12 protein-coding genes are annotated in these 14,060 nt (G+C 69.2%); 7 read left to right on the forward strand and 5 right to left on the reverse strand.

Going from position 1 to position 14,060, the window contains the following annotated elements; all coding sequences use genetic code 11:
• Positions 1–72: 72 nt before the first annotated feature.
• Positions 73–1,053, forward strand: coding sequence for an NAD-dependent epimerase/dehydratase family protein (locus WS66_RS03745; RefSeq protein ID WP_059599161.1), 981 nt, complete (start codon positions 73–75; stop codon positions 1,051–1,053).
• A gap of 76 nt (positions 1,054–1,129) precedes the next feature.
• Here the strand turns inward: WS66_RS03745 and WS66_RS03750 are convergent, their stop codons facing one another.
• The 5 genes from WS66_RS03750 to WS66_RS03770 form a co-directional block, all read right to left on the reverse strand.
• On the reverse strand, positions 1,130–1,831 hold the full coding sequence (locus WS66_RS03750) for a DUF2848 domain-containing protein (RefSeq protein ID WP_059599162.1): 702 nt from the start codon (positions 1,829–1,831) through the stop codon (positions 1,130–1,132).
• A 49-nt stretch (positions 1,832–1,880) separates the two neighbouring features.
• On the reverse strand, positions 1,881–3,200 hold the full coding sequence (locus WS66_RS03755) for an MFS transporter (protein WP_059599233.1): 1,320 nt from the start codon (positions 3,198–3,200) through the stop codon (positions 1,881–1,883).
• Positions 3,201–3,268: 68 nt separating this feature from the next.
• Positions 3,269–3,955, reverse strand: a complete 687-nt coding sequence (locus tag WS66_RS03760) for a DUF4286 family protein (protein ID WP_059599163.1) — start codon at positions 3,953–3,955, stop codon at positions 3,269–3,271.
• 98 nt (positions 3,956–4,053) lie between these two features.
• Positions 4,054–5,088, reverse strand: coding sequence for a LysR family transcriptional regulator (locus tag WS66_RS03765; protein WP_059599164.1), 1,035 nt, complete (start codon positions 5,086–5,088; stop codon positions 4,054–4,056).
• Positions 5,089–5,278: 190 nt separating this feature from the next.
• A complete protein-coding gene (locus WS66_RS03770) occupies positions 5,279–6,070 on the reverse strand; it encodes an SDR family NAD(P)-dependent oxidoreductase (RefSeq protein WP_059599165.1) in 792 nt (263 codons plus the stop codon).
• 427 nt (positions 6,071–6,497) lie between these two features.
• On the opposite strand from WS66_RS03770, the gene ypfJ reads away from it, so the two are divergent.
• The 6 genes from ypfJ (at position 6,498) to WS66_RS03805 (ending at position 14,038) form a co-directional block, all read left to right on the forward strand.
• Positions 6,498–7,376, forward strand: a complete 879-nt coding sequence (gene ypfJ, locus WS66_RS03780; RefSeq protein WP_059599167.1) for a KPN_02809 family neutral zinc metallopeptidase — start codon at positions 6,498–6,500, stop codon at positions 7,374–7,376.
• Positions 7,377–7,797: 421 nt separating this feature from the next.
• Positions 7,798–8,538: a helix-turn-helix transcriptional regulator gene (locus WS66_RS03785; RefSeq protein ID WP_059599168.1), complete on the forward strand. Its 741-nt coding sequence runs from the start codon at positions 7,798–7,800 to the stop codon at positions 8,536–8,538.
• 218 nt (positions 8,539–8,756) lie between these two features.
• Positions 8,757–10,259, forward strand: a complete 1,503-nt coding sequence (locus WS66_RS03790; protein WP_059599169.1) for an aldehyde dehydrogenase family protein — start codon at positions 8,757–8,759, stop codon at positions 10,257–10,259.
• Between the two features lie 95 nt (positions 10,260–10,354).
• A complete protein-coding gene (locus tag WS66_RS03795; protein WP_059599170.1) occupies positions 10,355–11,695 on the forward strand; it encodes an aspartate aminotransferase family protein in 1,341 nt (446 codons plus the stop codon).
• Between the two features lie 253 nt (positions 11,696–11,948).
• Positions 11,949–13,451: an APC family permease gene (locus tag WS66_RS03800; RefSeq protein ID WP_059599171.1), complete on the forward strand. Its 1,503-nt coding sequence runs from the start codon at positions 11,949–11,951 to the stop codon at positions 13,449–13,451.
• Positions 13,448–14,038, forward strand: a complete 591-nt coding sequence (locus WS66_RS03805) for a DUF3156 family protein (protein WP_059599172.1) — start codon at positions 13,448–13,450, stop codon at positions 14,036–14,038. The genes WS66_RS03800 and WS66_RS03805 overlap by 4 nt, the downstream gene beginning before the upstream one ends.
• Positions 14,039–14,060: the final 22 nt, after the last annotated feature.

Here is a 14,060-nt window from a genome sequence, read left to right on the forward strand (position 1 = left end):
TTCGGCAATTCCTTGCTAGGCGGCCTCGCGCCAGAATGCGTGCAGACAACGGTTCATTCACGGAGAACGACCATGACGGCAAACGCAGGCGGAACGCAACGACAGGCACTCGTGCTCGGCGCGAGCGGAGGCATCGGCGGCGAGGTCGCGCGTCAGTTGCGCGATGCCGGCTGGCAGGTGCGCGCGCTCAAGCGCGCGCTCGACGCCGAGACGGTGGAGCGCGACGGGATCGCCTGGATGCGCGGCGACGCGCTCGATCGCGAGGCGGTGGTCCGCGCGGCGCGCGGCTGCAGCGTGATCGTGCATGCGGTGAACCCGCCCGGTTACCGGAGCTGGTCGACGCAGGTGCTGCCGATGCTCGACAACACGATCGCGGCGGCGACGGCGGCGCAGGCGACCGTCGTGCTGCCGGGGACGATCTACAACTACGGCCCCGACGCGTTTCCCGTGTTGCGCGAAGAGGCGCCGCAGCATCCGGTGACGCGCAAGGGCGCGATCCGCGTCGAGATGGAGCGGCGGTTGCAGGCGGCGACCGCGCAGGGCGTCCGGACGATCATCGTGCGGGCCGGCGATTTCTTCGGGGGGCATGCGGGCAACAACTGGTTCGGGCAGGGGCTCGTCAAGGCCGGGCGGCCCGTCGCGGCCATCAGCGTGCCGGGCCGGCCGGGCGTCGGCCATCAATGGGCGTACGTGCCGGACGTCGCGCGCACGATGGTCGAGCTGCTCGAGCGACGCGACACGCTGGCGCCGTTCGCGCGCTTCCATCTCGGCGGGCACTGGGACGCGGACGGCACGCAGATGACGCAGGCCGTGCGCCGCGTCGCGCAGCGGCACGGGATGCGGCCGACGGTGCGGCGATTTCCGTGGTGGCTTGTGTGGGCCGCGGCACCGTTCGTCACGACGATGCGCGAGATGCTCGAGATGCGCTATCTGTGGCGCGAGCCGCTCCGGATGGACAACGCGCGGGTGACGGCGGTGCTGGGCCGCGAGCCGATGACGCCGCTCGATACCGCGGTGGAGGCGGCGCTGGCCGGGCTGGGCTGCTTGCGATGACGGCGAGCGGCGCACGCGGATGGCGGGCCCGCATGCGGTTCATGTCCGTGATCGCATGCGCGCCTGCCACCTGCCGTCACGCGACGACCGGCAATACCTCGACCGCATACCGGTGCCGGAGGCTGCGCCCGAGCACCGGATCGTGCAGTTCCATCTCGAATGTGTCACCGTCGCCCATCGCCGCGATCGCGCCGTGCACGGCGACCGTGCCGCCGAACATCGCGCAGCGCGCGGGCATCGTGCGACGGTCGTCGAAGCGCTGCCACAGCGCATCGGGCGCAAGCAGCCCGCTGACGGCGCCGTGCTGATACGCGACGCGTTCTCCGCCGGGTCCGATCAACCATGAACGCATCTCGATCGCGTCCCAGTGATCGGCAACGTCCGCATGGCGCCACGCATCGCGGCCGAGCGGTTTCGCGCATACCTGCTTCGACACCGCGACGCCGTAGGCCTCGACTTCCCGATCCGTATGATCGGAACCGACCGTCACCAGCGTGCCGACCGGGCTGTCGATCAGCACGCACTCGATCTCGCCGCCCGAGCGCGCGCCGAGCACGCCGATCGACGCCGCCTGCGTGAGCAGCGCGGACGACACGCGATAGAAGCACGGCGTGGTCGACGGCGGCGCGACGCCGAGCGCCGCGAGTTCGTCGATGTGCGCGCGGATCGCGGCCGGATCGCGGCCGGCCCAGCCGGCAATCACGACACGTTCGATCTCGACGTCGACATGAGCGGGCGCACCTTGCGGGGACATCACGTTGAACGACAGGGCTTGCATGCGGGTATCCGTTTGAAGTGCGAATGAATGAAACGATCGGCAGGGAAGCTCAATCCGCGAGCGGCCGGTGCGCGGTCTCGCGCGCGGCCAGCAGCGCGATCGACGTGACGACGAGCGACGCGGTGACGTACAGCGACACGGCCGTCGTCGTTCCCGTCTCGCGGAACAGCGTCGCGATCACGAGCGGCGCGAAGCCGCCGCCGACGATGCCAGCGAGCGTGTAGGCCAGCGACGAGCCCGCGTAACGCACGCGTGTCGGGAACTGTTCGGTGACGAACGCGCCTTGCGGGCCGTACATCGCCGCATGGATCACGAGGCCGATCGCAACCGCCGCGACGATCGCACCCGGCCGCGCCGAATCGAGCATCGTGAAGAACACGAACGCCCACACGATCCCGGCGATCGCGCCGGCGAGGTACACGGGGCGGCGTCCGAAGCGGTCCGACAGCGCACCGAAGAACGGCACCGCGAGCGCGTTGCACGCCGTGCCGATCATCACGGCCGTCAGTGCGACGGGGCGCGACAGGTGCAGCACGGTCGTCACGTAGGTCAGCGTGAACACGACGATCAGCGCGTACAGCACGTCCGAACCGATCCGCGACCCGCCCGCGATCAGCAGGCGCTTCCAGTGATACTTCAGCACGTCGGCGACGGGCACCTCGGCGGTCGCGTGCGATTCGGCGAGCTGCTCGAACTGCGGCGTTTCGTCGACGCCGCGCCGCAGCCAGAAACCGAACACGACCAGCAGCGCGCTGGCCGCGAACGGCACGCGCCAGCCCCACGACAGGAAGTCGCCCGACGTGGTCGACAGTGTCACGAGCGCGATGCAGCCGGTGCCGAGCAGCGTGCCGAACGACGGGCCGATCTGCGTCCACGATGCGGACAGCCCGCGCCGCTTCTGGTCGCCGTGCTCGACCGACAGCAGCACCGCGCCGGCCCATTCGCCGCCGAGCGCGACGCCCTGCACGAAGCGCAGCGCGACGAGCAGGATCGGGCTCAGGATGCCGGCCTGCGCATAGGTCGGCAGCGCGCCCATCAGCGCGGTCGTGACGCCCATCAGCACGAGCGTGAGCATCAGCACCGCACGGCGGCCGATGCGGTCGCCGAGATTGCCGAACACGAAGCCGCCGAGCGGGCGCGATACGTAGCCGACCGCATAGGTCGAGAACGCGAGGATCGTGCCGGCCAGCGGATCGACCGACGGAAAGAACAGATGATTGAAGACGAGCGCGGCGAGCGTGTTGTAGATCGTGAAGTCGTACCACTCGAGCGACGTGCCGATCATGCTCGCGGTCGCGAGTCGGCTGTTGCGGACGCGGCGGGGTGCGTGGGCGGCGGGTTGGGCGAGAGTGCTCATGGTGTCGGGCATGTCGTGAAGGATGACGGGATGACGCGCGTGCCGATGACGGATGACGCGGCCGGTGGCGAAGTCGGGATTCAGGCCGGCAGGGCGGCGGCGGCCGCTTTCGTTTCGGCATCGCGACCGGCCGCCGGCGGCGGCGCGGCGGCGCGCCAAAGCAGGTCGAAGGTGCGCACTTCGTCGTGACCGGCGATGGCGGTGGCGACGCGGCGGGTGGCCGCCGCATCGCTGCCCTCGATCAGCACGAGCGCGTCGGCGGCCGGACGCGCGGCCGCATCGGCGCCGATCGGCGCGGACAGGTCCGGCACGGTGCGGAACAGCCGTGCCGCATGGATGCCGGGTTCGCTCAGCACCGCGTCGAAGCGCTCGCGCAGGTGCGGCACGTCGATGCGCTCAGGCTGCAGCACGAACAGCGCGAGATGCATCCCTTCGCCGTCGCCGGCCTCGATCGTCAGGTCGCCGACTCGCCGCTGCGTGCCCGTCATCCGTTCGAAGTTCGCGAGCGACCAGGCGGTCTGCCGCGTGAATGCGCGCCGATACGCGTCGCTGCGGAACACGTCGAGCGTGTCCGTCACGTAGAGCGCGAGGTACTTGCGCGGGCCGCCGTCCGTCGCGCGAAACCGTCGCGCATGCGTGAAGCCGGGAATCGCGACACGCTCCTGCATGTGCTCGCGGTCGTACCACGCGTTGAAATCGGCTTCGTGCGCGGGGTCGATGTCCGTCCAGACGCAGAGCTGGCCGTGTGGAAGGGAAAGGCGGGTCATGGCGGGTTCCTCGTGACGGGTGTGTCAGGAACCGCAGTGTCCCGAAGACGGGCCGTGCCCGTCCAACAAGAAAACAAATTCGCCGTGAACAGGTTTTCTTATGAGCGGCGCGGACGGCGTTTCGCCGGGGTGGCGGGCGGCGCGGATTCCGGCATGCGTTTTGCCGTTGCGGTCCGGGTTTTTCTTGCCGGGCGGACGGGAGCTTCGTCGACAGCCTCGGCCTTTGCCGATGCGCCCGTCTTCGCATGACTCGACGCGGCCGGCATCGCGCGTGCAACTTCGCTCGCCAGTTCCGCGATGCGCGCGGCGACCGGCAGGCCCTGCGTGCGATACGACGCGACGAGCGGCAGCGCGGGGAATTCGGGTTCGACGTCGAGCAGTTCGAGCGCGCCTTCCTGCAGTTCGCGCCCGATGATCGCGGGCGGCAGCGCGGCCACGCCGAAGCCGTCGGCGACGAGCCGGATCATCGCGGCGACCGACGTGATGCAGTTGATGCTGGCCGGCCGTTCGACGGCCGCGAACAGCCGCTCGATCGTTGCGTGAGGCCCCGAATGTCGCGAGAAGCTGATGATCGGATACGCGGCAAGCCGCGCGATGTCGAGCCGTTCGCCGCCGAGCCCGAGGCGCGGGCTGGCCGCCCAGCGCACCGGGAATTCGCACAGCGGCAGGTTCGTGAAGTCGGGGCCCGGCACCGGGTCGGTCTGCAGGATCAGGTCGACGCCGTCGGTGCTCAACAGGCGAATCAGGTGCAGCGTCGTATCGCTGGTGATTTCGACGTCGAGGCGCGGATAGCGTTCGCGCAATTGCGCCATCAGCGCCGGAAACCAGCTGTGAACGATCGATTCGATCGCGCCGATCCGGATCAGGCCCGCGTCGCTCGCCGCGTCGATGTCGCGCCGCATCTCGCTGTCGAGCCGCACGATTCGCTCCGCGTAAGCGAGCATGCGCCGCCCCGCGGGCGTGAGCGTGGCCGAGCGCGTGTTGCGGTCGAACAGACGCACGTCGAACGCCTCTTCGAGCGACGCGATGCGGCTCGACACGGCCGCCTGCGTCGTGTGCAGTTTCTCGGCCGTGAGCCGGAAGTTCTCCAGCTTCGCGAGCCAGACGAAGGTTTCAAGAAACCGGATGTTCATCGAATTCCGAGCGGTGAGGCAGTGCCGCGCGGGGGCGGCGGGATCGGTCGATGTTAGCGGATTTCCGGGGCGTGAACGCGCGCCGTGCGTGCCGGGGCGGGGGGCGGGCGTTCGAGTGCCGGAAGACGCGCGCCCGACCTTGTGCGGCCGCCCGCAACGCGGTGTCACGTGGGCTACGTGTCTTCAGGCATCACAGCTTGTCGAATGCGAGCGTCGGCACATCGACGACCATCGCACCGCCGTCGGCCACGAGCGTCGCGCCGGTCACGAACGACGCGTCGGGCGAGGCCAGGAACGCGCACACCGCCGCGATCTCGTCCGGATCGGCCGCGCGCCGCAGCGGCACGTCGGCACTGACGCGCGCATAGGCGCCGTCGAGCGTGTCGCCGTGAGCGGACATCAGCGGCGCCATTTCCGCATCGGCCATCGGCGTGCGGACCCAACCCGGGCACACCGCATTCGCGCGCACGCCGTGCGGCCCGTAGTCGCGTGCGAGCGAACGCGCGAGCCCGAGCAGTGCATGCTTGCCGACCGTATAGCCGCATACGCCGGGCCCGGCCACGAGCGCCGCGATCGACGCGACCAGCACGATGCTGCCGCGCCGCGCGATCAGGTCGGGCAGGCATGCGCGTGCGCTGACGAACGCGGTGTCGAGGTTCGCATGCATCGCGTCGCGCCATTGCGCGTCGTCGGTTTCATCCGCGCGGCCGAGACCGTGGCCGCCCGCGCATGCGACGAGCGCGTCGACGGGGCCGAACCGTGCAGCGATCTCAGGCAGGAAACGCGCCCAGTCGGCCGTGCTCGCGGCGTCGCCGGCGAGCGCGAGGCCGCCCGTCTCGGCGGCGAGCGCGTCGAGCGGCGCCCGACGCCGCCCGATCAGCGCGACGCGATCGCCGCGGGCGGCGAAGCGGCGCGCGCACGCGGCGCCGATGCCGGTGCCTGCGCCGGTGATCGCGATCGTACGGGGTTGCGGGTGCGTCATGTCGTTCTCCGGAAGGTGTCGTTTCCGGTCACTTTAGGTGGCGCCGACGCACGCCGGTATCCGCCGAAAGGATGAACGCATAACCGGCCGGACGGGCGAGGGCGGTATCGCGCACCGGGCGGACCGGCCGGATCGCGGTCATTTTGCAAAAGCTGACGATGTCCGGCGCCGAATCGCTCTATCCTCCGTATTTTTGCGATGCGTCGCAAAAGCCCGGCAAAATGGCGCGGGCGCGCCCGCCCATCAGTGCGGGGCGCGACGGCCGCCCGATTCCGTCGTGCAAGCGGAGCGGCAGGCGGCAAGATCGGCGTGCGCATGCGACCGATACGGATACATGAGCTCTGCCGATGGCGCAGGGCGCGGTGGCTGATCGCCCGGTCGCACATTGCGCGGCCGGACCATCGACAGGAACAGGGAGGAGCCGGCAATGAGGCTGGACGACGAAAGAGAAAGCGTGAACGTCGAGGATCGACGCGGCGGTGGCGGGTTCGGCGGCGGGCGCGCGACGATCGGCATCGGCACGATCGTGGTCGCGCTGGCTGCATCGTATTTTTTCGGGATCGACCCGCGCGTCGTGCTCGAAGGCGCGTCGGCGCTGCAGGGCCGGCAGCAGCAGGCCCAGCCCGCGCCTACGCAGCACCAGGGCGCACCGGCGAACGATCCCGGCGCGGTGTTCACGCGCAAGGTGCTCGGCAATATCGAGCGCACGTGGACGGGCGTCTTCAACACCCAGTTGCATGCGCAGTACCAACCGCCGAAGCTCGTGATGTTCACGAACTCGACGCCGACCGCGTGCGGCACCGGCCAGACCGCGATGGGGCCGTTCTACTGTCCGGGCGACCACAACGTGTACATCGATCTCGGCTTCTACGACGAACTGCGCAAGCGCTTCGGCGCGGGTGGCGATTTCGCGCAGGCCTACGTGGTCGCGCACGAAGTCGGCCATCATGTGCAGAACCTGCTCGGCATTTCCGACAAGGTCGATGCCGCGCGCCGCCGTTCGAGCGAAGCGCGCTCGAACGCGCTGTCGGTGCGGATGGAACTACAGGCCGACTGCTTCGCCGGCGTGTGGGCGAACAACGCGCAGCGCGCGAACCAGCGGCTGATGGAGCCAGGCGATTTCGAGCAGGGGCTGAAGGCGGCCGCCGCGATCGGCGACGATCGGTTGCAGCAGCAAGGCCAGGGCTACGTCGTGCCGGAGAGCTTCACGCACGGCACCAGCGAGCAGCGTGTGTACTGGCTGCGGCGCGGGATGGAATCGGGTGAAGTGAGCGCCTGCGACACGTTCGCCGCGAATGCGCACTGAGATTCACTGACAGGGCGGGGCGCGCATGGTGCCGCGCCTTCGTTTCGAGGCCGCCCGCGCGGCCGCTCCGGAAACCTCGCCGATCGTTCCGATCGCGCTCGATCGGCGTGCGCGATGTTCCGCGCCGTCTTCTACGTCCATGCTCGGTCCTGCGGCTCACGGCGCATGCCTTGCCGACGCGGATTCCGTCGTCGGGACACGGCCGGTGCGTGCGATGTCTCGCGCCACCCTCGACGGCCATCGTCGACCGCAGGGCTCGCGGCGCATGATGTCCTGACGTCGATTCGGTTGTCGCAACACGGCCGGCGCGTCCGCCATCCAGCACCGGCAGACGAATTGCCGATTTGTGCTCACCGGCCCATTTTCGGCGCCGGTAGGCTGGCCCGAACTTCGACGCGTGCGGCCGCCGGCCGCTCCCATCATGCCGACCTCATCCGTTCCCGCCGATCACGAAGCCGCCGACTGGCAGCGCGCGCTGCGCGCGTGCGTCGATGCGTTCGACGCGTTTGCGAGCCCGTCCGCGATCGTGTTCTACCGGCTCGACCTGAGCGGAGAGCCGGCCGATTTCGCGCTGTTCGGCATGCCCGAGTCGATGCATCGCACCTACATCGCGCGCTACCGGATGCTCGATCCGCTGCACCCGTCGCGCTGCGCGGCAGGCGCCCACGCGGTCGTGACGCTCGCTTCCCAATTGCCTGAGGAAAGACGCGATGCGTCCGCATACTGGACCCGTTTCCTGCGGCGGCACGATGTTGCCGACGTCGTCGAGATCTGGCTGCGCGACGACGCGGGCCGGACGATCGGCGCGTTTTCGCTGCTGCGCTTCGGGAAGGGCGTAGCGGGCGGTGGCGTCGGCAACGGCACGGCGGGCCGGTTCGCACCGGGCGAGATCGACGCGCTGGCATGGCTGCAGCCTGTTGCCGAAGCCGCGCTGAGCCCGCTGCTGCGCGCACGGCGCGGGATTCACCGGATCGATTGCGAGGCGCGGCTGACCTACCGCGAGGAACAGATCGCCCGCCTCGTACGCGACGGCCGCTCGAACAAGGAGATCGCGCGCGATCTCGCGCTCGGCCAGCCGACCGTCAAGACGCATCTGATGCGGATGTACCGCAAGCTCGGCGTGTCGAACCGCACCGAGCTGGTCGGCACGTTGTTCCTGTAGTTTTTCCGCATCCGCACCAGCATGCATCCCGCGCCATTCATCTGACGATAGCGCGGCGCTCGCACGCCGCCATTCCCCGTTCCCGACTCACCCGCGTTTCGATCCCCCGCGCGCTTGCCAATTTGCGCTCACGGGGCGCGATCCCTCGTCGATACAGTGGTTCGACACCCGCATGCCGGAGCGCACGCGGCCCAGCCACGACAATCATCGAGACGCCCATGAGCACCACACACTTCGTCGCGGTCAGCGACACCGTGCGCACCTTCGTCGCACGCGATTTCGGCCTTTTCATCGACGGCGCCATGCAGCCCGCACACGCGGCCGCGCGACTCGACGTGTACGACCCGGCGACGGGCGAGCGGCTCGCGACGGTCGCGGATGCCGACGCGCACGACGTCGACCGCGCGGTCGCCAGCGCGAAGCATGCATTCGACACCCGCGTGTGGAGCGGGCTGCGCCCGGCCGACCGCGAGCGCATCCTGCTGAAGCTCGCCGACCTGATCGAAGCCGATGCCGAAACGCTCGCGCAGCTCGAAACGCTGAACCAGGGCAAGTCGATCCACGTGTCGCGCGCGATCGAGGTCGGCGCGAGCGTCGAATACGTGCGCTACATGGCCGGCTGGGCGACCAAGATCACCGGCCAGACGCTCGACGTGTCGATCCCGTTCCCGCCCGGCGCGCGCTATACGGCCTATACGCGCAAGGAGCCGGTCGGCGTGGTCGCCGCGATCGTGCCGTGGAATTTCCCGCTGATGATCGCCGTGTGGAAGCTGATCCCGGCACTCGCGGCCGGCTGCACGATCGTGCTGAAGCCGTCGCCGGAAACGCCGCTCACCGCGCTGCGCCTCGCCGAACTCGCCCTCGACGCCGGCGTGCCGCCCGGCGTGTTCAACGTCGTCACCGGCGGGCGCACGTGCGGCGCCGCACTCTCGAGCCACCCGTCGATCGCGAAGATCTCGTTTACGGGTTCGACCGCCACCGGCAAGCAGGTTGGCGCGGCGGCCGTGCAGAACATGACGCGCTTCTCGCTCGAACTCGGCGGCAAGAACCCGATCGTGATGCTCGACGACGTCGACGTCGCGCAGGCGCTCGACGGCGTCGCCGCCGGCGCGTTCTTCAACCAGGGGCAGGTGTGCGCGGCCGCGTCGCGCATCTACGTGCACCGCAGCAAGTTCGCGCAACTCGCGGACGGCCTCGCGGGCGTCGCGCAGTCGATGAAGCTCGGCGCGGGCCTCGACACCACCGCGCAGATCAACCCGCTCGTCTCCGCGCACCATCGCGACAAGGTCGTCCAGCACATCGAGGGGGCGCGCCGCGCGGGCGTCACGTTCCTCGCGGGCGGCACGCCGGCCGACGACCTGCCCGGCTACTACGTGAAGCCGGCCGTGATCGCCGATCCGCATCCCGACAGCGCGATCGTGCGCGACGAGGTGTTCGGCCCGGTGATCGTCGTCGTGCCGTTCGACGATGCGGCCGACGCCGTGCGCCTCGCGAACGCGTCGCCGTACGGCCTCGCCGCGAGCATCTGGAGCAACGACCTGAAGCGCGTGATGAATCTCGTGCCGCAGATCGAGGCCGGCACCGTGTGGGTGAACTGTCACATTCCACTCGACCCGTCGATGCCGTTCGGCGGCTACAAGCAGTCGGGCATCGGCCGCGAGTTCGGCCAGTACGCGATCGAAGGCTTCACCGAAACCAAATCCGTGTGCATCGCGCACTGACGCGCGGCATCCGTTCCGAACACCCCGAAAACCTCGACCCCCGATCCTCTAACGCGAGCGATCGCGGTTCAAACGATCCGAAAGTGGAGACTGCAATGAGCTACAACGAAGCGAAGTTCTGGCACCCGATGCTGCACCCGAACGAAATGAAACAGCGCAAGCCGATCCGCATCGTGCGCGGCGACGGCTGCTACGTGTTCGACGAAACCGGCAAGCAGCTGGTCGATGGCGTCGCGGGTCTGTGGAACGTGAACGTCGGGCACAACCGCCAGGAAGTGAAGGATGCGATCGTGCGCCAGCTCGATGAACTCGAATACTTCCAGCTGTTCGACGGCATCTCGCATCCGCGCGCGGAAGAGCTGTCGAAGAAGCTGATCGACATGCTTGAGCCTGAAGGAATGCGCCGCGTGCTGTACAGCTCGGGCGGCTCCGACTCGATCGAGACCGCGCTGAAGATCGCACGCCAGTACTGGAAGGTGCGCGGCCAGGCCGATCGCACCAAGTTCATCTCGCTGAAGCAGGGCTATCACGGCACGCACTTCGGCGGCGCGTCGGTGAACGGCAACACGGTGTTCCGCCGCAACTACGAACCGAACCTGCCCGGCTGCTTCCACGTCGAGACGCCGTGGCTGTACCGCAATCCGTTCACGCAGGATCCGGAGGAACTCGGCCGGATCTGCGCGGAAATGCTGGAGCGCGAGATCCAGTTCCAGAGCCCCGACACGGTCGCCGCGTTCATCGCCGAGCCGGTGCAGGGCGCGGGCGGCGTGATCGTGCCGCCGGCCAACTACTGGCCGCTCGTGCGCGAGGTGTGCGATCGCTACGGCGTGCTGCTGATCGCCGACGAAGTCGTGACGGGCTTCGGCCGCAGCGGCAGCATGTTCGGCAGCCGCGGCTGGGGCGTGCGCCCGGACATCATGTGTCTCGCGAAAGGGATCTCGTCCGGTTACGTGCCGCTCGGCGCGACGGCCGTGAACGCGCGGATCGAGGACGCGTTCGCCGCGAACGCGGACTTTGGCGGCGCGATCATGCACGGCTACACGTACGCCGGCCACCCGGTTGCCTGCGCGGCCGCGATCGCGAGCCTCGACATCGTCGTGAAGGAAGACCTGCCGGCGAACGCGGCGAAGCAGGGTGCGTATCTGCTTGAAGCGCTGCAGTCGTTCCCCGAACGCTTCGCGGCGGTCGGCGAGGTGCGCGGCAAGGGGCTGATGCTCGCGCTCGACCTCGTCGCGAACAAGCAGACTCGCGAGCCGATCGACCCACTGTCGGGCTACGCGAACGCCGTCGCGGAAGTGGCGCGCGAGCATGGCGTGCTGGTGCGCCCGGTCGGCACGAAGATCATCCTGTCGCCGCCGCTCGTGATCCAGCGCGAGCAGCTCGACCGGATCGTCGACGCGCTCGCGGCGGGCTTCGAGGCCGTGCCATTCGCGTGAGGCCGTAAAGCGGGAATCGCATGACGCCGAACCGGCGGTGGAGGGCGGGATAACCCGTTCTCCACCGCCGGTTTGCCGATTTGCGCTATGACCGGATTATTTTGCCTGCGTATTTTTTCGACATCGGATCCGGATTGGATCGACTGGGGCTCCGGTGGCGACGCGCTGAAGCGCCGCCCCGGGCCGACCGCGAAGCACGGAACGGAGCGGGCGCCGCAGCGCCGGCGCCGCCCAAAAAGGGAAGGAGACGAACATGTCGGGATGGTCTGGAGTGACCGGCGCCGCGGGCGATACGCCCGCCGGCAAGTCGGCTGAAGCAGGCGGCGGCACGGTGCTGAAGGCGGGCGCGGTCGGTTTTCCGACCGCGCTGGCGAGCGCCGTCGGCCTCATCATGGCGAGCCCGGTGATTCTCACCGCGACGTCGGGCTTCGGAATGGGCGGCTGGGCGTTCGCGGTCGCGATGATCATCGCGTTCGTGATGATGCAGGCGCAGGCGACCACCTTCTCCGAAGCCGCCGCGATGCTGCCCACGGCCGGCTCGGTTTACGATTACCTGTCGTGCGGGCTCGGCCGCTTCTGGGCGATCACCGGCACGATTTCCGCGTATTTCCTCGTGCACGTGTTCGCCGGCACGGCGGAGACGATCCTGAGCGGCATCATGGCGCTCGTCAACTTCGAATCGCTGAACGCCGCGTTCGAGAAGCACAACAGCTCCTGGCTCGTCGGCGTCGGCCTCGTCGTCACCTTCGCGATCACCAACATCATCGGCATCAAGGTGTTCAGCAAGCTCGAGATCGTGCTGACGGCCGGCATGTGGCTGTCGCTGATGATCTTCGGCATCCTCGGCCTCGCGGCCGCGCCGGCCGTGCATCTCGACGGCTGGTTCGGCGGCTCGGAAGTCGGCACGTCGGTGCCGGCGGTGCTGTCGCTGGTCGGGATGGCGATGTTCATGTTCGTGGGCTGCGAGTTCGTCACGCCGCTCGCGCCGGAAATGAAGTCGCCGGGCCGCACGATCCCGCGCGCGATGGCGCTCGGCCTCGTCGGCGTCGCGATCTGCATGTTCCTGTACGGCGCGGCAATCCGCCGCCAGGTTGCGAACGTGCCGGTGAGCCCGGACGGCCTCACGCACCTGCTCGACACGCCGGGCGCGATCCCCGCGTTCGCGCTGCAGGTGCTGGGGCCCTTCGGCCGCGTGTGGTTCGGTATCGCGTTCCTGTGCGCGGGCGCCGCGACGATCAACACGCTGATGGCCGGGCTGCCGCGCATCCTGTACGGGATGGCGATCGACGGCGCGCTGCCGCGCTGCTTCGCGTATCTGCATCCGCGCTTCAAGACGCCGGTGGTCGGCATCGTCGCGTCGGCGATCGTGCCGATCTTCCATGCGTGGCTGATCAACGGCAACCTCGACAGTATCCTGCACCTCGTGCTCGCCGCGACCTGCGCGTGGGGCACCGCGTATCTGCTCGTCACCGCGTCGGTCGTGATGCTGCGCATCCGTCGCCCGGATCTGCCGCGTCCGTATCGTTCGCCGCTGTTCCCGCTGCCGCAGATCGTGTCGAGCGTCGGTATCGTGCTCGCGATCTGGTACATCACGCCACCCGGCATGAACGCGCGCGACATCTACGTGCCGTTCGGCGCGATGCTCGGGCTCACCGCGCTGTACGCGCTGTTCTGGACGGTGGTCGTGCAGCGCCGGCATCCGTTCAAACCGGTGCCGGTCGAGGAAGTGCTGCGCAACGAGCACGTCGCGTCGTGAGGCTCGCATTCATCCGATGGCGCGCGGCGCCCGACACGCCGCCGCCCGGCCACCGGCCCGGCGCGATCGCCGCGCGCGTGCTGGCGGACCTCGGTGCGGTGCGCGATGCGCACCGCGGCGCTGCCGAACCGCTGGCCCGGCTGCCGAACGGCGTGCGCGTGAGCATCGAGGAACGCGTCGACCGTCAGTTCCTGATGCATACGGTCAGCGTGCAGGTGTCGATCAGTGCCGACGGCCCGCCCGCGCAGGGCCATGCGCGCGTGCTGCAGACGGGCTGGCTGCGGCGCACCGGCATCGCGGCCGCGCCTGCGCCGGGATGCGACCCCGGATTCGTGAGGGCGGTGGCCGCGCTCGTCGCCGATTCGTCACTTGCCGATGCGCTACGCCCGCTGCACCTGACCGAATGCGGAATCGCCGCGCGCGACGGGCGCTGGACGCTCGCCGTCGTGCCGTTCGGCGGCAGCGAGATCGTGAACCGGATGCCGTCGTTTCGGCGCTATGTCCGCCTGACCGGCGAGCAGGCCACCGAGCTGTCGGTGGCCTGCCTTGCATTCGAAACTGCACTACGCGGAATTTTGCGGGGGTAAGCTATGCCGCTGCGCGCCGTGC

Origin of the sequence: Burkholderia sp. LA-2-3-30-S1-D2, assembly GCF_001523915.2 — a bacterium.
GTDB classification, from domain to species: Bacteria; Pseudomonadota; Gammaproteobacteria; order Burkholderiales; family Burkholderiaceae; genus Burkholderia; species Burkholderia diffusa.